General features: G+C 70.7%; 26 protein-coding genes. 19 read left to right on the top strand and 7 right to left on the bottom strand.

Translation table 11 applies throughout. The features are described 5' to 3' along the window. Positions 1-16 precede the first annotated feature (16 nt). Entirely contained in the window at positions 17-556 is a 540-nt protein-coding gene (locus tag F6B42_RS00715) for a YaeQ family protein (RefSeq protein ID WP_150417684.1), read from the top strand. A gap of 1 nt (position 557) precedes the next feature. On the opposite strand, the gene F6B42_RS00710 is transcribed toward F6B42_RS00715, so the two are convergent. Further along, positions 558-1,361, bottom strand: coding sequence for a hypothetical protein (locus F6B42_RS00710; protein WP_150417683.1), 804 nt, complete (start codon positions 1,359-1,361; stop codon positions 558-560). A gap of 185 nt (positions 1,362-1,546) precedes the next feature. Between F6B42_RS00710 and F6B42_RS00705 the strand changes: the two genes are divergently transcribed. Both F6B42_RS00705 and nhaA read left to right on the top strand, forming a co-directional pair. Continuing rightward, positions 1,547-2,863 carry a hemolysin family protein gene (locus tag F6B42_RS00705; RefSeq protein ID WP_150417682.1) on the top strand — a complete coding sequence of 439 codons (1,317 nt, stop codon included), beginning with the start codon at positions 1,547-1,549 and terminating at the stop codon, positions 2,861-2,863. Positions 2,864-2,937: 74 nt separating this feature from the next. After that, a complete protein-coding gene (gene nhaA, locus F6B42_RS00700; RefSeq protein ID WP_150417681.1) occupies positions 2,938-4,188 on the top strand; it encodes a Na+/H+ antiporter NhaA in 1,251 nt (416 codons plus the stop codon). Positions 4,189-4,192: 4 nt separating this feature from the next. On the opposite strand, the gene F6B42_RS00695 is transcribed toward nhaA, so the two are convergent. After that, positions 4,193-4,693 carry a DUF4395 domain-containing protein gene (locus F6B42_RS00695; protein ID WP_150417680.1) on the bottom strand — a complete coding sequence of 167 codons (501 nt, stop codon included), beginning with the start codon at positions 4,691-4,693 and terminating at the stop codon, positions 4,193-4,195. A 122-nt stretch (positions 4,694-4,815) separates the two neighbouring features. On the opposite strand from F6B42_RS00695, the gene F6B42_RS00690 reads away from it, so the two are divergent. From F6B42_RS00690 to F6B42_RS00680, 3 genes are all read left to right on the top strand, one after another. Then, on the top strand, positions 4,816-5,370 hold the full coding sequence (locus tag F6B42_RS00690) for a MarR family winged helix-turn-helix transcriptional regulator (RefSeq protein WP_150417679.1): 555 nt from the start codon (positions 4,816-4,818) through the stop codon (positions 5,368-5,370). Positions 5,371-5,465: 95 nt separating this feature from the next. Continuing rightward, complete coding sequence (locus tag F6B42_RS00685; protein ID WP_150417678.1) at positions 5,466-5,711, top strand: hypothetical protein; 246 nt, start codon at positions 5,466-5,468, stop codon at positions 5,709-5,711. Between the two features lie 9 nt (positions 5,712-5,720). Continuing rightward, positions 5,721-6,038, top strand: a complete 318-nt coding sequence (locus F6B42_RS00680; RefSeq protein WP_150417677.1) for a DUF7882 family protein — start codon at positions 5,721-5,723, stop codon at positions 6,036-6,038. 3 nt (positions 6,039-6,041) lie between these two features. Here the strand turns inward: F6B42_RS00680 and F6B42_RS00675 are convergent, their stop codons facing one another. Then, on the bottom strand, positions 6,042-6,389 hold the full coding sequence (locus F6B42_RS00675; RefSeq protein ID WP_150417676.1) for a DUF7882 family protein: 348 nt from the start codon (positions 6,387-6,389) through the stop codon (positions 6,042-6,044). Positions 6,390-6,479: 90 nt separating this feature from the next. Between F6B42_RS00675 and F6B42_RS15045 the strand changes: the two genes are divergently transcribed. Genes F6B42_RS15045 through F6B42_RS00660 form a run of 4 tightly spaced genes read left to right on the top strand, consistent with a single transcriptional unit; the run spans position 6,480 to position 9,198 of the window. Next, positions 6,480-6,614 carry a hypothetical protein gene (locus F6B42_RS15045; protein WP_263405846.1) on the top strand — a complete coding sequence of 45 codons (135 nt, stop codon included), beginning with the start codon at positions 6,480-6,482 and terminating at the stop codon, positions 6,612-6,614. 27 nt (positions 6,615-6,641) lie between these two features. After that, on the top strand, positions 6,642-7,481 hold the full coding sequence (locus F6B42_RS00670) for a transposase (RefSeq protein ID WP_150417675.1): 840 nt from the start codon (positions 6,642-6,644) through the stop codon (positions 7,479-7,481). After that, complete coding sequence (locus F6B42_RS00665; protein ID WP_150417674.1) at positions 7,481-8,689, top strand: alpha/beta fold hydrolase; 1,209 nt, start codon at positions 7,481-7,483, stop codon at positions 8,687-8,689. Before F6B42_RS00670 ends, F6B42_RS00665 begins: the two co-directional genes overlap by 1 nt. Before the next feature lie 38 nt (positions 8,690-8,727). Further along, positions 8,728-9,198, top strand: coding sequence for a glutaminase (locus F6B42_RS00660; RefSeq protein WP_150417673.1), 471 nt, complete (start codon positions 8,728-8,730; stop codon positions 9,196-9,198). Here the strand turns inward: F6B42_RS00660 and F6B42_RS00655 are convergent. From F6B42_RS00655 to F6B42_RS00640, 4 genes are all read right to left on the bottom strand, one after another. Continuing rightward, positions 9,190-10,275 (bottom strand): YihY/virulence factor BrkB family protein, encoded by a 1,086-nt coding sequence (locus F6B42_RS00655; protein WP_223878266.1) that lies wholly within the window; start codon positions 10,273-10,275, stop codon positions 9,190-9,192. The two genes, F6B42_RS00660 and F6B42_RS00655, sit on opposite strands and share 9 nt — an antisense overlap. Positions 10,276-10,398: 123 nt before the next feature. Beyond that, positions 10,399-10,974: a DUF3618 domain-containing protein gene (locus F6B42_RS00650; protein ID WP_150417672.1), complete on the bottom strand. Its 576-nt coding sequence runs from the start codon at positions 10,972-10,974 to the stop codon at positions 10,399-10,401. Beyond that, positions 10,971-11,387 (bottom strand): phage holin family protein, encoded by a 417-nt coding sequence (locus F6B42_RS00645; protein ID WP_150417671.1) that lies wholly within the window; start codon positions 11,385-11,387, stop codon positions 10,971-10,973. The genes F6B42_RS00650 and F6B42_RS00645 overlap by 4 nt, the downstream gene beginning before the upstream one ends. Further along, positions 11,377-12,177, bottom strand: a complete 801-nt coding sequence (locus tag F6B42_RS00640) for an ATP synthase subunit B family protein (RefSeq protein WP_150417670.1) — start codon at positions 12,175-12,177, stop codon at positions 11,377-11,379. The genes F6B42_RS00645 and F6B42_RS00640 overlap by 11 nt, the downstream gene beginning before the upstream one ends. 337 nt (positions 12,178-12,514) lie before the next feature. On the opposite strand from F6B42_RS00640, the gene F6B42_RS00635 reads away from it, so the two are divergent. The 9 genes from F6B42_RS00635 (at position 12,515) to F6B42_RS00595 (ending at position 18,644) form a co-directional block, all read left to right on the top strand. After that, complete coding sequence (locus F6B42_RS00635) at positions 12,515-12,802, top strand: WXG100 family type VII secretion target (protein ID WP_150417668.1); 288 nt, start codon at positions 12,515-12,517, stop codon at positions 12,800-12,802. 106 nt (positions 12,803-12,908) lie between these two features. Beyond that, the gene (locus F6B42_RS00630) at positions 12,909-13,703 is read left to right on the top strand and encodes a hypothetical protein (RefSeq protein WP_150417669.1); all 795 of its coding nucleotides are present in this window, start codon (positions 12,909-12,911) and stop codon (positions 13,701-13,703) included. Positions 13,704-13,853: 150 nt separating this feature from the next. Next, complete coding sequence (locus F6B42_RS00625) at positions 13,854-14,141, top strand: WXG100 family type VII secretion target (RefSeq protein ID WP_150417668.1); 288 nt, start codon at positions 13,854-13,856, stop codon at positions 14,139-14,141. A 75-nt stretch (positions 14,142-14,216) separates the two neighbouring features. Further along, positions 14,217-14,525, top strand: a complete 309-nt coding sequence (locus tag F6B42_RS00620) for a flagellar protein FlgN (RefSeq protein WP_150417667.1) — start codon at positions 14,217-14,219, stop codon at positions 14,523-14,525. Continuing rightward, on the top strand, positions 14,522-15,778 hold the full coding sequence (locus tag F6B42_RS00615; RefSeq protein ID WP_150417666.1) for a hypothetical protein: 1,257 nt from the start codon (positions 14,522-14,524) through the stop codon (positions 15,776-15,778). Before F6B42_RS00620 ends, F6B42_RS00615 begins: the two co-directional genes overlap by 4 nt. Before the next feature lie 40 nt (positions 15,779-15,818). Continuing rightward, positions 15,819-16,445 (top strand): hypothetical protein, encoded by a 627-nt coding sequence (locus F6B42_RS00610; protein ID WP_150417665.1) that lies wholly within the window; start codon positions 15,819-15,821, stop codon positions 16,443-16,445. Beyond that, positions 16,442-17,086 carry a hypothetical protein gene (locus F6B42_RS00605; protein ID WP_150417664.1) on the top strand — a complete coding sequence of 215 codons (645 nt, stop codon included), beginning with the start codon at positions 16,442-16,444 and terminating at the stop codon, positions 17,084-17,086. The genes F6B42_RS00610 and F6B42_RS00605 overlap by 4 nt, the downstream gene beginning before the upstream one ends. After that, positions 17,074-17,844 carry a hypothetical protein gene (locus F6B42_RS00600; RefSeq protein ID WP_150417663.1) on the top strand — a complete coding sequence of 257 codons (771 nt, stop codon included), beginning with the start codon at positions 17,074-17,076 and terminating at the stop codon, positions 17,842-17,844. Before F6B42_RS00605 ends, F6B42_RS00600 begins: the two co-directional genes overlap by 13 nt. Continuing rightward, a complete protein-coding gene (locus tag F6B42_RS00595) occupies positions 17,841-18,644 on the top strand; it encodes a hypothetical protein (protein WP_150417662.1) in 804 nt (267 codons plus the stop codon). Before F6B42_RS00600 ends, F6B42_RS00595 begins: the two co-directional genes overlap by 4 nt. Positions 18,645-18,756 lie beyond the last annotated feature (112 nt).

The raw sequence follows: 18,756 nt of genomic DNA, 5'->3' as shown, positions 1-18,756 counted from the left end.
GCTAGGCTCGATCGTTATGGCTGCCGGCGCGACGATCCACACTTTCGACGTGACTCTCGCGGACGTCGACCGCGGCGTGTACGAGTCCTTCGCGCTGCGCGTGGCGCGGCATCCTTCCGAGACGGATGCCTTCATGGTCACCCGTCTGCTCGCGTACTGCCTCGAGTACGAGGAGGGCATCGCGTTCACGGAGGGCGTCGCCGCGAAGGACGAGCCGGCTGTGCTCGTCCGCGATCTCACGGGTTCGATCCTCGCGTGGATCGAGGTGGGGGCGCCGGATGCCGCGCGCCTGCATCACGGGAGCAAGCTCGCCGAGCGGGTCGCCGTCTACACCCACCGCAATCCGGGACCGGTCGCGGCCGTCTGGGCGGGCAAGAAGATCCACCGCGCCGACGAGATCGCGCTGCACAGCTTCGAGCCCGGCTTCATCGACGACCTCGTCGGCGCCCTCGACCGGCGGAACACCGTGACCGTCTCGATCACCGAGCGGCGTCTCTACGTCGAACTGAACGGGACGACGGCGGAGTCCGAGGTGATCACGCAGACCGCCGTCTGATTCAGTCGGTCGCCTCGGTGGTGGGCGCCTCCGACAGGAAGACGTCGACCCCGGTCTCGCGTGCGACGAACTGGAGCGCGGTGCCGACCGGATACCGCTCGCGCAGCTGCTCGGGGTGCTCGTCGGCCACGACGAACGACAGCGACGCCGGGAACGCGCCAGCCGAGCAGCCCTGGCCGTAACCGGACCAGGAGTTCGAGGAGTTCTCGTCGCGCTGCTCGGTGCTCATGAGCAGGATGCAGGTGGAGTCGCCGGGCAGCCAGGGGACGCTGACCTCGATGGTCTCGACGCCGAAGAAGGTCTCGAAGCTGCGCGCGGGGCCGTCGCTGAAATCCTGGAGACCGTCGGGGACGTCCGCGCCGGTGGGCAGAAGCGTCGTCACGTGCGTGATCTGCGCGTCGTCGGGAAGGGTCGTGGCGGTGGCCGCCGAGCGCGCAGTCGTGAACGAGGTGACCGCGACGGCGAGGACGGCGACGAGTGCGAGCGACCCGGCCCAGGTGAGCAGCAGGCGCTTCGGCGGCCGCGGGGTCGCCGTCCGTTCATCGGCGGGCGCATCCTCCCGCGCATCGGGTGTGGAGCCGACGGGCTCGGGGAAGAGCGCCGCGACCTCGTCCACGACCTCGGGTTCGGGCTCGGGCTCGGGCTCGGGTTCGCGAGGCCGGAGTGCGGCCGCGGCAGCTGCCCGATCGGCCGCCTCGAGCTCGGCGAGACGCGACGTGGCGACGGGATCCGCGGCGATGTCGGCGTCGGGGCCGTAGGCGCGGGCGCGGAGCGCTCGCAGTTCCGCGGTCACGCCATCGTCCATCCACAAATCGTGACACACCCACGAGGGCCGAGGGCGGCCCGGGGAGCCCGCAACCCCCAGCCCAGACAAAGGCCGGCCCGCTACTCTTTCGCAATGACGCATCGTGCCGCTTCGGCCTCAGACTCCGACAGTCCCGGCGCCCGGGTGACCCCGGGCGCACCCCGCGCCTCGAGCGAGGTCCGCCGATGAACGGCGATCTGCTCCTCAACATCGTCCTCGTCGTCGTCTTCGTCCTCATCGGCGGCGTCTTCGCCGCCACCGAGATGGCGCTCGTCACCCTGCGAGACAGTCAGGTGAACGCGCTCGCCCTGCGCGGCAAGCGCGGCGAGAAGGTCGCCTCGCTCGCACGTAATCCCAACACCTTCCTCTCCGCCGTGCAGATCGGCGTGACCGTCGCGGGCTTCGCCTCGGCCGCCTACGGCGCCTCGTCGATCGCACCCTCGCTCGCGCCGGTGCTGATCTCGTGGGGTCTGGCCGAAGGGGCGGCGATGACGGTCGCGACGATCGTGCTCACGCTGATCATCGCCTACCTCTCGCTCGTGCTCGGCGAGCTCGTCCCGAAGCGGCTCGCCATCCAGCGGAACGCCGCCTTCGCGTACACCGTCGCACCCGTGCTGAACGGGTTCGCCACCCTCATGCGGCCGGTCATCTGGCTGCTGTCGATCTCGACGAACGTCCTCGTCCGCCTCCTCGGCGGCGATCCGAACAAGACCGGCGAGGAGCTCAGCGACGAGGAGCTCCGCGACATCGTCTCGAGCCACGAGGGGCTGCCCGAGGACGAACGGCGGATCCTCGACGACGTGCTCTCGCTGCGCGACCGTCAGCTCAGCGAGGTCATGCGACCACGCCCCGAGGTCGTCTCGCTCACGGGACGCGAGTCCGTCGGCGAAGCCGCCGCCCGCGTGCGCGACCTGCCGTACTCGCGGTACCCGATCGTCGATCAGACGATCGACGACGTCGCCGGATTCGTCCACGTGCGCGACCTGCTGGATGCCGCATCCACCGATGCCGATCAGATCGTGCAGGCGATCGTCCGACCGATCCCGTACTTCCCCTCGACCGCGCGGCTGCTGCCGACCCTGACGGCGATGCGCGCCGAGGGGAGCCAGATCGCCGTCGTCGTCGACGAGTACGGCGGGACCGACGGCATCGTGACCCTGGAGGATCTGGTCGAGGAGGTGGTCGGCGAGATCGTCGACGAGTACGACACGGAGGACATGCCGCATCCGCTCACGGGTGACGGCGGCCCCGTCGACGGCCGGCTCAACCTGCAGGACTTCGAGGAGGCCACCGGCATCTCGATCCCGCGGGGCGCCTCCGACACCGTCGCCGGGTTCGTCATCGAGCAGCTCGGTCGCCTCGCGCGCGTCGGCGACCGCATCGAGGTCGACGGCGCCAGCATCGAGGTCACGGCGCTCGACCGGCGGCGCATCGCCCGCCTGCACGTGACGCGCCATGCGGACGAGGGCGAGAGCGAACCGGTGCTCGAGCCCGGCCGGTAGGATCGAGGGCGGCGCGTCGGGAAGTCTGGTCGACACTCCCGTCGGCGACCGCCGGCGGAGGATGGAGACCTTCCGTGTACGACGCGCTGCCCCGATCCGCCCGCCTCCGCCGCTGGCTCTCACGAGAGACCACCGGCGGTGCGCTGCTGCTGATCGCCGCCGCCATCGCCCTCATCTGGGCGAACTCGCCCGCCGCGCCCGCCTACGCGGCGCTGTCCGAGCTCACCGTCGGCCCTGCCGCGCTGCGCCTGGACCTCTCCCTGGCGCACTGGGCGTCCGACGGGCTGCTGGCACTGTTCTTCTTCGTGGTCGGCGTCGAGCTGAAGCACGAGCTGGTCGACGGGAGCCTGCGGCATCCGCGTCAGGCGGCCGTCCCGGCGCTGGCGGCCGTCGGCGGCATGGCCGTGCCGGCGCTCGTCTTCGTCGCCGTCGTCCTGGCCTTCGGCGACACCACGGCCCTCAGCGGATGGGCCATCCCGACCGCGACCGACATCGCCTTCGCCCTGGCCGTTCTGGCGATCTTCGGGCGCGGGCTGCCGCGCGGGCTGCGCACCTTCCTGCTCACGCTCGCCGTCGTCGACGACCTGCTCGCGATCGTGATCATCGCCGTCGTCTACACCGCGGCGATCGACCTGATCGCGCTCGCCGCCGCCCTGGCCGCCGTCGTCCTCTTCGCCGTCGTGAGCCGTCGACGCCGGGCCCGCTGGTGGGCGCTGCTGCCGATTGCTCTCGTGGCCTGGGGCTTCATGCACGCCTCGGGCGTCCACGCCACCATCGCCGGGGTGATGCTGGGGCTCGTCGTGCCCGCGCGCGCCCTCCACGGCGAGGCCGTCGCGCGCACCGACACCTATGACGACGCGGTGAGGCCGATCTCCGCCGGCATCGCGCTGCCGGTCTTCGCGTTCTTCGCCGCGGGCGTGACCGTGATCGGTGCGGGCGATCCGCTCGCCGTCCTCGCGCAGCCGGTCGTCCTCGCGATCGTTGCCGGCCTCGTCGTGGGGAAGGTCGCGGGCGTCCTCGGCGTCACCGCCATCCTGACCCGGACGACGCCGCTGCGGCTGCCGGAGGGTGTGCGGATGCGCGATCTCGCCCCCATCGGCCTCCTCTGCGGCATCGGCTTCACCGTCTCGCTGCTCATCGCTGGGCTGTCGTTCCCCGACAGCGTCCACACCGACGGCGCCCGTCTCGCGGTGCTGCTCGGCACGCTCGTGTCGGCCGTGCTCGCGGCCGTGCTGCTCCGGATGGCGGCGCGTCGTGCGGCGCCTCGCGGGGTGCCCGAGATCGACGGCTCGGGGCCGGCGATCGGATTCGACGAGAAGGGCTGATGCCTCAGGCGGTGCGGATGATCCCGGCGCGGGTGAGCAGCAGGTAGAGCCGGCACCCGAGGCAGAACGCGAAGACGGCGTTCAGGAATGCCGCGACGAAGGCCGCCGCCGCGGCGATCGGCAGGGCGTAGGGAACGCCCGCGAGGTGGAGCACGATTCCGACGCCGACGACGACGAATCCCACGACCTGGGCGAACCGCGGCGGACGCGGATCCTCCCACTCCGACGGAGCCGCGAGGCGCGGGCGCACGAGCGCACGGAAGACGGCGCCCCAGGGGGCGCTCGCCGGCGCGGCGAACCCCCAGACGAAGAGGAGATCGATGGCGACGAGCAGCACGAAGGCGGGGTCGGCCACGCGCTCGCCGAGTGTCGTGCCCGGTCGGGCGGCGGAGCCGACGAGAGCGAGGAAGGTGCCGGCGAGCAGCAGCACCGCCGTGATCCCGGCGGCGAAACGGGGCCCGCGCGGATCGATTCCGGGCGGCGCTGCGCCGTGCTGAGAGTTCATGTCGACACGGTAATCCGCGGGCCCGAGGGGTGCGCGGTCGGCGTCACACCATGAAACGGTCGCGGAGTCAACGGTCAGCGTGCCGCCTGCGTGGCGCCGACGTGTCGTTCTAGGATGCGGAGGTGGACGACAACCCGACGGCTTCGCATTACTGGTACCCCTCGGAGCTGGATGGGGACGAGACGCCACGCGAGCGCGGGATCGCCGTTCTGCAGGCTTTCCGCCTGTACCGGGCTGCGGAAGCGGCGATGCGCCGCCGCACGCGCGACTCGATGTCGATGGGTGAGAACGAGCTGCTCGTCCTGCGCTACCTGATCAAGGCGCACGGCGAGGGACGTCTCGTGGGGCCCACCGAGCTCTCGCGCTACCTCGGGATCTCGACCGCCTCGACGACGGCCCTCATCGACCGGCTTCAGAAGTCCGGCCATGTCGTGCGCCAGCCGCATCCCTCCGACCGACGCAGCGTCCACGTCGTCGCCACGACGCAGTCCGACCACGAGGTGCGCGACACGCTCGGTCAGATGCACAAGCGCATGCTGGCCGCCGTCGAGGGCATGAGCGCCGACGAGTCCCGCGCCGTGATCGCCTGCCTCGGCCGCCTGCAGCAGGCCGTCGACGAGGTGGACGCCCACGCTCCGGACCCGCGTGCGGAGCAGGCTCGGGCCGACCGCGTCTGAGACCGGCCACGGCACGGAGCCGGAGTATCTCGGCTACCGAGAAAGCCCGCAGATTGACATTCGTCGTGCCGGCGACGGCGTGACACCATGGCGACATGTGCAGTTCGGTCACTCCCCTCGAGGACCGCTTCACCGTCGACGGCCAGAGCGTGACGACGTTCGCCGGCGTCGTCTCCCGTCTCGCCGCCGCGCACCCGGACACCACCGTCACGGAAGTGGAGCGCGTCGTGCTCCGCGAGTGGGAGGCGTTCAGCGCCAGTCGTCCTCTCGTCGTCCCCGTGGGGGTCGAAGAGGGTGCGGCCGAGATGCTCGAGGCTGGTGCGAGCACCCGAGGGCGCTAGGCTCGCACCGTGGGCCGCTTCATCTACGACACGCTCGGCAATTCGGTCGAGATCGACGACAGGACGCTCGCGCACCTGCGCATCGTCATCATGAACAAGCTGCGCCGGTCCGAACCGTTCATGTTCGACATCGATCTGCCGCGCGGCGGCGAGCGTCGCAGCTACTGGATCCACCCCTCGGTGCCGCTCCAGTTCCACTTCTCGGGCAGCCGTCAGCCCCGCATCAACCGCCACTGGGTGGAGGAGCTGATGCAGGGCGCGAGCGGCCCGAACGGACTCTCCCTGCTTCCCGAGCCCACCGACGACGGCGCACCCGAGGTCGGCTGAGCCTCAGCTCTCGACGGGTGCGTCCGGATCCGCGACAGGTTCACGATTGGGGTCCGTGTGCTCGGCGACGACCATGATCCCGCCCGAGGAGTTGGCCGAGCTCGCGAGCTCTTCGACCCATTCGCGGCTGAGGGTCGTGGGCTCCGGGTCGTCGAAGACGAAGCGGAGCGGGATCGACGGGTGCAGCCAGATCGTGCTGCGCCCGTGCGGCTCGCCGTCGGGGTGCCGCCACGACAGGGTGAAGCTCTCGCCACGGCGGAGCTTGGTCGCGATGACGACCTTCAGGTGCGCCAGCGTCCGGTCTTCGATGTGGATCGGCGACGCGCCGTCTCCGTAGTAGATCGTTCCCACGCGACCACCCTAGCGGCGGCCCGCGATCGTGGCACGGCGAGTTGTCAAGGGGTCGACCATCCACTCCCTGGGAGTGAGAGTGGGTGGGTCATGACTGCCGATCCGCGACCCGAAGACGATCCGACCCCGTCGAGCCCGGGGCCGGAGCACGCGGAGCTCTTCGCGCAGATCCCCGCTTTCGACGTCGTCGACGGCGAGCTGATGCCCCGACGCGGACGCCGCTGAGCGGCGGTCCGATCGGGTGGGGCACTGATGAGCACCGGGGGTCTCGATGCCGTCGCCGCGGAGCTGCTCCGCCTGCCGCCGGCCGATTTCACCGCGGCGCGCAACGCGCGGGCTGATGCCGCCGACGCCGGTCTCGGCCGCGGCATCCGTTCGCTGCGCAAACCGACGGTCGCCGCCTGGACCATCAACCTGCTCAGCCACGACGACACGTTCCGCGAGGCGCTCGATCTCTCCGCCGCTCTCCGCGAGGCGCAGGAGGACCTGGATGCGGCGGAGCTCGCCCGTCTGGGGCGGCAGCGGCGCGCGCTGGTGGCCGCGCTCGCCGGCCGTGCGGTGGAGCTCGCCGGTGACGCCGGCGTGACCTTGTCGGCCGCTGCCCGGGACGAGGTCGAGCGGACGCTGAACGCCGCGATCGTGGACCCGCTCGCGGCGGGAGCGGTCGCGAGCGGTCGGCTGGTGCGCCCGCTGGACCCCGGCGACATCGACGCCGACGCGCTGGCCGAACGGATGGCCGGCTCGGTACCGGGCGGCGGCGGAACACCCCCGCGCGCGACCCGCGACGACCTCGCCGAGCGGCGGGCGAAGCGCGAAGCCGAGCGTCGCCGACGGGAGGCCGAGAAGCACGCCGCGGAGGCCGAGCGCGAGCGCGACCGCCTGCAGGAGCGCAGCCGGAGGGCCCGGGAGCGAGCCGACCTCCTCAGCGAACGCGTCGAGGACCTGCGTCGCGATCTCGCTCGCGTGTCGGCCGATGCCGACGACGCGGATGCTGCGGCTGACGAGCTCGAGACGGCGCTCTCCATCGCTCGCGACACCGCGCGGGAGGCGCGCCGTGCCGCCGATCGCGCCGCGAAGGGCGGCGAGGACTGATGCGGCGGCGACGGAACCGGTCGCGCGGTCCGCGCGCGTGGCACGTCGTCGCCGCGACCGTCGCCGTCCTCGTCTTCGTGCTCGTCCTCGGTGAGGGGGCGCGCCTCGTCGGCGACGCCGCCGAGCGGGAGGGGATCGATGCGTTCTACGCCCAACCGGTCGACGCGGCGGCGGGTGAGCCCGGCAGTCTCATCGCCGCCGAGGCGCTGAGCGGGGTGCCGTTCATCACGCGTGCCTGGCGCATCCTCTATCGGTCCACGACGGCGGCGGGCGATCCCGTCGCGGTCTCGGGCATCGTCGTGTCGCCGGCGATCCCGCCGCCCGACGGGCCGCGCACCGTGCTCGCGTGGGCGCATCCGACGACGGGAGCCGCACGCGAGTGCGCCCCCTCGTACGGCTTCGATCCGTTCATCGGGATCGAGGGGATGCGGATGTTCCTCGACCGCGGCTACACGGTCGTCGCGACGGACTATGCGGGGATGGGGGTCGCCGGTCCCGACTCCTACCTTGTCGGGGGGACCGAGGGGAGGAACGTGCTCGACGCGGTGCTCGCCGCCGCAGCGATCCCGGACGCCCACGCGGGAACGGACGTCGTCGTCTGGGGGCACTCGCAGGGCGGGCAGGCAGCGCTGTTCGCCGCGGAGGAGGCGCGCGACTATGCGCCCGGGCTGGATGTCCGCGCCGTGGCGGTCGCAGCCCCCGCCGCGGATCTGACGACGCTCATGAGCGATCATCTCGACGACATCTCCGGCGTCACCATCGGGTCGTACGCGTTCACGGCGTTCGCCGAGACCTACGGAGGGGACGTTCCCGGCGCCGACCTCGCCGACGTTCTGACCCCGGCCGCGCAGGGCATCGTGCCGGAGATGAACGCGCTGTGCCTCCTGAGCGATCTCGGCGAGCTCCACCGCATCGGCGAGCCGCTCGTGGGCGACTTCACCTCCGTCGATCCGACGACGACCTCTCCCTGGCAGCAGCTGCTGTCCGAGAACTCCGCGGGGTCTCGGGCGTTCGACGCCCCGTTGTTCATCGCGCAGGGTCTCGACGACCAGCTCATCCTCCCCGCCGCGACCGAGGCATTCGTCGCGCACGAGCGCGCGCTCGGCATCGATGTGACGTATCACACCGTCGGATGGGCCACCCATTCGACCATCGCCTACGCGGCTCTTCCTGCGCTCGAGCTCTGGCTCGACGGCATCCTGGACTGATCGAGGCGGTCCGCGGCCCACGTCAATACGATCGGAGGATGCAGCCTTCACCGCGCGATGTCATCGCCGCCGCACGCGCCGGGCTGGGCGGCGTCCCGCGGGTGCGGCTCGGCGTGCGGCAGGAGGGACGCCGCATCCTGGGCTTCGGTCGGGCGCTGCGCATCGTGCCGGTGGGCGAGGCCTGGCACCTGGGGGTGCTGCTGATCGGCGACGACGAGGTGTATGCGACCGGCGAGATCCTGCGGGCGCGGGCCGAGGCGATCCGCGGCTACACCGCCGAGTCGCAGCGGGCACGCTCGGAGCGCGCCGCGGCCGCCGTGCGCGGCGGATTCGCCGAGGGTGAGGCCGTCCACCTGGACTGGTCGCCCGTCGATCTCGACGCGGTGGCGGCCGGCGGCTCGTCGGGGCCGCTGTCCCTCGACGACGGTGTCGTGACCGTCGCCTTCGCTGCGGGTGCCCGGATGCCGCTGGCCGCCTACCTCGACGACCGCATCGCGCTCCTACCGTGACGGGCGGCGGGGCTTGCCGGTTCCGCCGTCGCCGTCGCCGTCGTCGGTACCGCCGCTCTGGCGGAGGCGGCGGGCCTCGGCGCGCTCCTCGGCCTCCTGCTTGCGCGTCTTGCGGATGCGCTTGGTGTCGCGCGGCGGCAGCTGGATCGTGTCCTCCGCCGGCATCCCGGCCTGCAGTTCGCGGCCGCGCTCGAGCTCGGCGTCGAACTCGGCGCCGAACAGCAGCGCCAGGTTCGTGATCCAGAGCCACAGCAGGAAGATGATGACCCCGGCGAACGACCCGTACGTGCGCTCGTAGTTCGAGAAGTTCGCGACGTAGATGCCGAATCCGGCCGTGGCGAGGCCGAGGATGACGATCGCGATGACCGCGCCCGAGCTGATCCAGCGGAATTTCGGCTGCTTGGCGTTGGGCCCGAAGTAGTACAGGACGGCGACGAGCAGCACGATGACGAACGCCAGCACCGGCCACTTCGCGATCTGCCACACGAGGACGGCGACCTCGCCCAGTCCGATGGCGGACCCGATCGCCTCGGCGACGGGGCCGGAGACGACGAGCAGCACCAGCGCGATGACGATCAGGACGACGGCGAGCAGGGTGACGCCGAGCTGCTGCGGCTTGAGCTTGAGGAACGGCCGGCCCTCGTCGATCTCCCAGATGCGATTCATCGCCCGGCTGAAGGCGCCGACGTAGCCCGACGCCGACCACAGCGCCAGCACGATTCCCGAGACCAGGGCGAAGCCGGCGGCGGGGGAGTTCGCGAGCTCTTCGATCGGACCCTGCAGCGTCTGCGCGGTCTCACCGGGTGCGACCTGTCGGACGATGTCGAGGACCGCGTCTGCGGCCTGCTGGCCCTGACCGAGCACGCCGAGCAGCGAGAAGACCGCGAGCATGCCGGGGAAGGCGGAGAGGACCGCGTAATAGGTGAGTCCGGCGGCGAGGTCGGGGCTCTGGTCGCGGCTGAACTCGCGGATGGTGCGCTTGAGCACGTGCTTCCAGGACGGCTTCTCGACGTCGCTGAGCGAGTCGGGCTTGGCCGGGTGGTCGGGGTCGTGGCCCGTGGTTCTCTGATTGTTCATGTCGCTCCTGGGGGGTCGTGCGAGAGGTGCGGGCGCCGAGACAGCACCCGCGCACCGAGACTGCTGCTGGCAGCTGCTTTCTCGGTGCGCGGATGCTGTCTCGTGTGGGGTGAGCGCGACGGGTCAGCTGCCGCTGACGTTGTCGCGCGCCTCCTGGGCGCGGTCCTTGACCGAGTCGACGCCGTCCTGCGCGTCGCTTCGGACGTGGGAGACAGCGTCGGATGCCGTGTCCTTCACGGCCGCCGCGGCATCCTGCACCGGCTGCTTGAGGTCGGAGCCGACCTGCTGAGCGACGCTCTTGGCTTCCTCGACGAGGGGCTGCGCCTGCTCCTTCACGTCGGCGGCGAGGCCCTTCTCCTTCTCGGATGCGGGGATGAGCGAGGCGACGAGGAGCCCGCCCGCGAACGCCATCAGTCCGACCGCGAGCGGGTTGCCCTCGGCTTTGGCGTGCGCCTTGTGCGCGGCGCCCGAGACCGAGTCGGCCACGGATGAGCCGGCGTCGTGGATCGACGAGCCGGCATCGTCGGCGGCGCCCATGACGCGGTCGCGGACGGAGCCGAGGGCGCCCTTCAGCTTGCCGGTCTGCCGGTGCATGATCTTCGAGGGTGTCACCTTGTCGACGAGGGCGTCGGTGTCCTGGCTGAGCTCGCGGCGCTTGCGCTCGATGTCTGCGCGGATCGCCTCCGGTGAATCGGTCATCGGTTCTCCTCATTTCTCTTCAGTGCGTCGGGGATCTTCCCCAAGGTCTCCGCGGTGCGCGGGGCTCCCTGAACCTTTTTGAGCTGGCTGCGGCCGAGGGCGAACAGCACGCCGGCGATCACGCCCCAGATGACGGCGACGATGACGCCCGACCAGGCGTTGCCGACCAGGTGTCCGAGAGCCCACCAGAGTGCGATGGAGAGGAAGAAGATCGCCATGAGCGCCGCGTAGCCGGCGGCCCCCAGCATCCCGGCGCCCTTCCCGGCACGCGTGCCGGACTCCTTCAGCTCGGCCTTGGCCAGGTTGATCTCCTGGCGCATCAGCTCCGACAGGTCTCGCGTCACCTCGCCCAGCAGGTCGCCGAGCGAGGTGTTGGCCGCCTGCTGCTCGGACGGGGTGGGGTTATCGGTCATCGCGGGTCTCCCCGATCCCCTCGGTGTACGGCTCGTCGGAGGTCAGTCCGCCGCGCGAGCTGTCGTAGACCGGGGTCGGCTCGGCGACGATGTCCGGGGTCGTGACCGCGGGGGTCGCGGGCGACCCCGTGACGGGCGAGCCGACCGGAGCGGACAGCGGTGTGTCCACCGGTGCCGGCGTCGGCGCGGGCGGTGCCGCCGGGATGCCCGCCGCTGCCGAGGTCCCGGTGCCCGTCGTGCTCGTGCCGGACGTGCTCGCGTGCTCGTCCTTCGCGTTCTCGGTGAGAGCGCGGGTGAGGCGACCGGCGACGACGCCCGCGACGAGCGCGCCGGCGATGAAGACGCCGGGCTTGCGGCGCGCGAAGCTCTTCACTTCGTGCAGCAGCGAACCCGGGTCGCGCTGCGCGAGCCAGTCCGATGCTCCCGAGACACGGCTCGACGCCTGCTTGACCAGGTCGGTCGCGATCCCGGGGTTCTCCGAGCCGCGAGCGAGCGAGTTCAGCTCGTCGCCGATCGAGCGGAGGCCCTCCGCGACGCGCTGCTGCTGCGAGGCGGCCTGATCGGTCAGCTCCTGCCTCGTCTGCGCGTAGACCTGCTTCGCCTGCGACTTCGCCTCGGACGCGACGGTCGCGGCCTCGTGCTTCGCGGTCTCGACGACGTGGCCGGCCTCGGCCTGTGCGGCATCCTTCACACCGGCTGCCTCGTGCTTCGCAGCCTCGGCCGTTCCGGACGTCGATCCTGCCTGTCCTGCCTGCGAGCCGGACGTCGGCTCACCATAGTTCTGCGACATCGGTTCTCCTCTCGGTACCGCATTGCGTTCGTGGGGTGCCGATGTAACGCCTCCCTCCGCCGTTCCGGCTCGGGGCTTGACGAGGGAGAAGCGCTGTGGGAGGCGTGCGCGGACAGGATCACCGAGGGCGCGAATCGGATCGCCCGGCAGCCCGGACCAGCCGAGAAGGTGGCGCTTGTGGTGGCTATGTCCGTCGGGATGCCGCGCTACGCCTCACCTTCGAGGTCGCCGGAGACGATGGGGAGTTCTCCCCATCGACCTGCGCCCGTGCGGCTGGGTAGGTTTTGGGTGTCGGCTTCAAAGCGGAGCCGGACCAAAGAATTCGGGGAGGGCCGTCATGGCTGATTTCGGTGCGTCTTATGGCGAGATGGAGCAGGTTGCGAACTCGCTGTCGCAGGCTCGTGATGACATTCAGGGTCAGCTGGACACCCTGAAGTCGCAGGTCGACACGCTGCTGGGTGATGACTTCAAGACGCAGCACGCGTCGGGGAAGTTCGGTGAGGGCTACTCCGAGCTCACGACGGGTCTGAAGAACGCGGTCGACGGCATCAACGACATGTCCGACTCGCTGCTGGGCATGATGCGCGCGATCCAGGACCTCGACCAGCAGCTCGCCGGCAGCTGACGGCTTCGCACTCCACGTCGACGCGGCGCGGGCACGGACTCCGGTCCGGCCCGCGCCGCTCGCGTTCCTCGGAGCGAGGAATCGGACGATCCGACAAGATGGGCGGGTGTCCGCGCGTCCCCTGGAGCCCCTGATCGACGAGTCCCCCACGTGGGACGCCGTGCTGTGGTGGCGACTGGAGCTGCGCGCCCTCGACGACGCTCCGTATACGCAGCGGGCCGTCGCCGTGCTCGGTCCGAAAGCTGCGTGGGAAAAGGAATACGGACGGGCGTCCGCGGGAGGGTGCCTGCAGACCCTGCTGTATGTGCTGTCGATCGCGGCGCCCACCGCGGGTGCGGGGGCCATGCTCCTGTGGGCGCTGCGCGGCGAGGGTGGCCAGATGCCTCTCGAGTTCGCCGGCATCGCCTCCCTTCTCAGCGTCGTCATCACCCTGGTGACGGAGTGGGTGCACCGGAACCGGCCGCGGGCGACCGCCAGGGCCGCGGTTCGGAAGCTCTACCTCGCTCATATCGTGCCGGGTCTCATCACAGCCGTCATCGCGATCTCAGGGTCGCTGTCCGACGCCGACGGATCGGCGCTGCTGTGGTGGCTCGTTCCGGTCGTCGCCGACATCGCGGTGTACATCGGGCTGTGGGTTCGCTTCGCGACGACGAAGACGGGCCCGCGGAATCCGATCGAGAACGTCGAGCAGACGGTGCGCGAGCTCACGGCGGCGGAGCGGGAGAGTCTGCTCGCGCGCCGGAACGGAGCCGTCGACCGCCTCCTGCGACAGGGCAAGATCGATGTCGAGACGGCGTCGCGGGCGAAGCTCAGCGCTCTGGGGATGCTGTCGCTGACCGTCGCGCGTGAGGAGCGCTCGTCGTACTACCCCGAGGAGCACGAGGGCTTCACCGGCCCGTGATGCGACGTCGTGCCCGGATGCCGGGACCGGCGACCTCGCGGAGGGATCAGGTGGGGAGTTCTCCCCATCGACCGGGGGTCGCGATCCTGGATAGGTTTTCTGTATCGGCTCCGGAGGGGGGCCGGATCGAAGAATTCGGGGAGGGCCGTCATGGCTGATTTCGGTGCGTCTTATGGCGAGATGGAGCAGGTTGCGAACTCGCTGTCGCAGGCTCGTGATGACATTCAGGGTCAGCTGGACACCCTGAAGTCGCAGGTCGACACGCTGCTGGGTGATGACTTCAAGACGCAGCACGCGTCGGGGAAGTTCGGTGAGGGTTACTCCGAGCTGACGACGGGTCTGAAGAACGCGGTCGACGGCATCAACGACATGTCCGACTCGCTGCTGGGCATGATGCGCGCGATCCAGGACCTCGACCAGCAGCTCGCCGGCAGCTGACCCGCGGCGGCTTGCGAGCGCCGGCGCGCATCGCCTGCCGCCGACCATGGACGGAAGGACCTGGGGGAGAGAATCATGGGTGACGGGGTCAAAGTCGATTACGACGAGCTCGGCTCGCTGAGAAGCGAGCTCGACGCGATCATCACCGAGTTCGACAGCGCGGGAGCGCGGCGTCGCGAGTTGCAGGGTGCGGTCGCGCGTCCGTACGGCTTCGGTGATCTGCACGATGTGGCGGGGGACTTCGAGAGTCGCTGGGACGATCGTCGCAATCGACTGAAGGACAACTGCCAGACGGTGTCGGACCACGTGCAGGACGTCATCGATGGCTTCCAGCAGGGCGACAGCGAGATGGCGACACAGATCGAAGAGGGCGGACAATCATGAGCTGGTTCGGTTCCTATCCCGCGCCCGATCACACCCCGGCCGGGAACCCGATCGGTCCGGTCGAGGGCGATGACGGTGAAGTCGCCGAGCGTGCGACCCAGCTGACTGAGCTGGCCGAGATGATGACCAGTGCGGCCGCGACCATTCAGCGTCTGGTCGATCACGGCTCCACCATGGAGGGTGCCGCGATCGACCGGTTGCGGGAGTCTGCGGGGCAGGTCGGCGACGACCTCGGTCTGGCGGCCGATCTCTATCAGATCGTCGCTCCTCACGTCACCGCCTACGCGAATGCCCTGTCGACGGCGCGCGTCACCGTCGATCCACGGGCTGCCAACCTCGCGGACCTGTGGGACCAGTACGCTGCCCGCGCCCGGGAATCCGACGACCTCGCGGGTGGGGTCGGTCGGCGGCCGGGTGCCGATGCCGAGCCGGAGGACGTCACCGCCTTCGAGCGCCGGGAAGAGGAGGCCGGGCAAGCCAGCGCCGATGCGGACGCCGCGCTCACGGCGTGGGAGGACGAGGCCGCTCGCTACGACACCGCCTGGAACACCTGGCACGACGCCTTCCTCTCGGCCGCGAACGGCATCACCGAAGAGGCCACCAATGCCATCCGAGACACCCCCGAAGATGACTGGCGCGGGTTTCTCGCCAGCGCATCCGAATTCCTCATGTGGGCGGGAATCGTGCTCGCGGTTCTCGCCGTTGTCATCGGCGGTCCGATCATCGCGGTGCTCGGCACGGTCGTGGCGGTCCTGGCTCTCATCGTCACGATCTGCCAGATGCCCTATGGGGATGCCGACGGGTGGGATCTGGCGTTCGCCATCGTGGGGGTCATTCCCTTCGGCGCGATCGCCGAGGGCGCGACCGCACTTCGCGGCGGCTCCGGAACCCTGCTGTCGCAGTTCGGTGAGGGGGGCGGCTCGTTCGTCCGGACGATGTTCGACGTGACCCCGGCGTCGGGCAACTCATCGCTCATCGGCGATCTCGGCCGCGCATTCTCGGACGACGGCGCCCGCTGGTTGATGGGGCTGCGCAGCGGTCAGGACTTCTTCTCGACCATGAACACCCTCGGCCCTGAGCTCGTGAGCGGGGGCGACTTCATGGCGCGGCTGTTCACGGGCAGGGATGCCGCCTTCCTCGACGTCGTCGACACGCTGTACGCGGACGCCCCCGACATGCTCGCGTATCTCGTCGGCGCCGGCGGCACCGGAGCGCAGTCGATGTTGACGTTCTCCGAACCGTGGCGACCGTGACGCCGCGATCCGACGAGGCATTCATGGGAGAGTCATGTCCATGACGAGTCTGCGCGACGAGCTCACCGGGGGAGGGAAGGCGACGGGACTGCCGCCATTCCGCATGATGATTCCCGCCGGGTGGAGAGCTCACTCCACCGGCCCCGAGACGGAGAAGGAGCTGCTGCAGCAGGCGGCGCGGCGACTCGCCCCGGCTCACCGGGTCGATCTGCAGGGGCTGCTCGCCCTGCAGGTGTCGACGGCCTTGCGCAAGGCGCGGAATCAGGGTGCGCTGGCCATGGTGCTGCCCGGACCCGATACCGCAACAGCGCTGTTCGCGCCCGCCAGCCTGATGGTCATGCTCCGCGAGGCGCCCGCGGGCGCCACGATGGATTCATATGTCGTCGACGTCATCCGCACGCGCGGTGGGCGACCGTTGGACACCGCCGAACGGTTCGTCCGATGGGTCACCCGTGGGACGACCGAGGTGGATGGGCAGCGCATCGGCAGCTACCTCGTCGAGTACCTCACGCCCGTGCCGGGATCGAGCAAGACGCAGGCTCTGCACCTCGCCTACTCGCTCGGGCATCCCGCCGAGATGGATCCGGAGAAGGACGAGCGTCTCAGCAGCTGGGTGGCGCTCATGGACGCCCATGTAGCAACGCTCGCCTGGGAGGACGAGGCATGAGCGCCATCCGTTACGCAGTCGATGAAGAACTCGTCATCCCGATTCCCGCCGAAGCGCTCGATGTGAGCGAGCGCGAGTCGTGGGCCGCCCGGGCAGCGGCGCGGTTCGGGCGGCTGTCCGCGGAAGCATCCGACCGACTGCGGCACGCCCTCGCGCGCGAACAGGCGACTCTGTCCAGCAGCGCGGGAGATGCCGATACCGGCCACGGCGGCTTCAGCGCCGGCTTCGTCGCCTTCGACCCGGTCACGTCGTCGTTCGCGTCCACCCGCCTCGCCGTGGCATCCGTGCCCTTCTCCCCCGAGCAGCGGCGGGCGTTCCTGCTGCCCGAAGCTCCCCTGCCCCCGCAGCTCCGCGTCGGGCCGACGAACTCCTTCGGCGACAGCTGCTCGAGCACGTTCCCCCGTGCAGCGCACGGGGGAACGGCCGAGATCCGCTGGCTGTGGGTGGCGGAGGACGCGACCTTGGTCGCCTCCGCCGCTCCCATCCGGCTCGCTGCCACGCTCGGCGTGGGATCGGTCGCGGAGGCAGTGCTCCGTTCGGTCATCGTGGACGGAGCAGACGCCCGGCGGCAGGCCGAGGATTTCGACCCAGCGGAGCTGATCGCCTTGTCGCAGAAGGAGCAGCCGGCGTGGCGCGAATGACCGGGCACGGAGCACGCGAGCTCGCACAGACGTCGTCGCAGTGGGACGCCGTCTCATGGTGGCGGCTGGAGGCCCGGGCATTGCGCGACCACCCCGACGTCCAGTTGGCGCTCGGCCGTCTCGCACCTCGCGAGGCGTGGCGCGACCTGGTCCCGTCCCGTCCGGCCTTCGTTCAGCCGCTCCTCGCCATCGCGCAGATCGCATCCATCGTGCTTCCCGCCGTCGCGGCTTTCGGTTCCGTGCGCGCGGTGCTGATCGAAGGGGACCAGCTCGATCTCGGCGTGGCGGGGACGGCGATGGGAGTCGCCGCCGTGATCGCCCTCTCCGGCATCCTCTCGCAACGCCGGCGTCCGGAGAGCGCGCACCCGCGCACCGCTCGCATGCTCGGCATCATCCACCTCGTCTCGGCGCTGGCGGTCCTGGTCATGGCGGCGATGGCCTTCGCAGACGACCGTGTCACCGGTGTCTGGGGGATCGCCGGCGTACTGGCGGACCTCGCGATCGGCGTCTTCTTCGTCGTCCGCTACCGGCGGGTGCCCGAGGACGAGAACCGCGACAACGTCGAGCGCGCCGCCCGCGGGCTGAAGCGGCGCATCGACCGGCTGTCGCCGGGCGATGCCGCCGCCATCCTGGTCGAGATCGGCGCGGCCGTCGACACCCTCGCCGAGCGGGGCCTCATCGACGCCGCGGCGGCCACGCGTGCGCGGCGGGCACCGCTCGGACTCCTCGCCGTGACGATGACGCAGTCAGGGCAGTGACGGAAGCTCCGCGGGAACCGGCGACGCGTTTCGCGTCGATGCGGGCGCGCGCCGACGGCGACTGGGAGCCCCTCGACTGGTGGCGCCTGGAGGCGCGCGCCTGGTACGGCGCTCCGGAAGTCCGTCGTGCACTCGCGTTCCTGGCCCCGCCGACGGTGTTCCGCGACCTCGCGGCCGACTCGGTGCGCCATCCGCTCGTCGCCGTGGTGATGCTCGTCTGGAACATCGCCGGGGTCACCGCGCCCGCCGTCGGCGCGTTCTTCCTCGTCGGATGGCTGTTCTCGGCGGACAAGACAGGTCCGCTCGCCGACGCTGCCCCCCTCGCCGCCGCGGGCGTTGCTTTCGCGGCGGGCGCCCTTCCCGCCGGCATCGGGTTGATCACCGATCGTGATCGCACGAGTGGAGTGGATGCCGGCTCCGCCCATGCCATCGGGTGGGTCCACGCACTGAGCGCCGGCATCGCCCTCGTCGCAGCGGTCGTCGCGCTCGCACTCGGCCACGTCGACGGCGCGTGGGGCATCGTGCCGATCGTGATCGACCTCGTCGTCGGGGTGCTCCACTTCACGATGTATCGCCGACAGCCGTTCGACGCATCGACCCGGTGGAAGCAGGCCGTCGACCGCGTGGCGATCGCCGTTGCGGCGCTCGACGAGGAGACGCGGGCGCGGTCGATCGACGACCTGCGGGCCGCGATCGGCGAGCTCGAATCGGCGGGCATCGTCGACGAAGCGACCGCGGCGTCGGCTCGAACCACACCGCCCGGTCTGCTCGGGGCGCGCTTCGCGCCACGTGCGCGCTGATGGTGCGGTGGGCCGGAGGTCGACTCGCCAAGATCTGCGCATCCGAGGTCCTGCGTATCCGCAGACTGTGGCGAGTCGACAAAATGTCGGGCGGCGCGGAGAACGGACTCGG

The organism is Microbacterium radiodurans (genome assembly GCF_008710705.1).
Taxonomy (GTDB): Bacteria; Actinomycetota; Actinomycetes; order Actinomycetales; family Microbacteriaceae; genus Microbacterium; species Microbacterium radiodurans.
The sequence above is the reverse complement of the archived record's forward strand: the minus strand, read 5'-3'. Positions and strand labels throughout refer to the sequence as shown.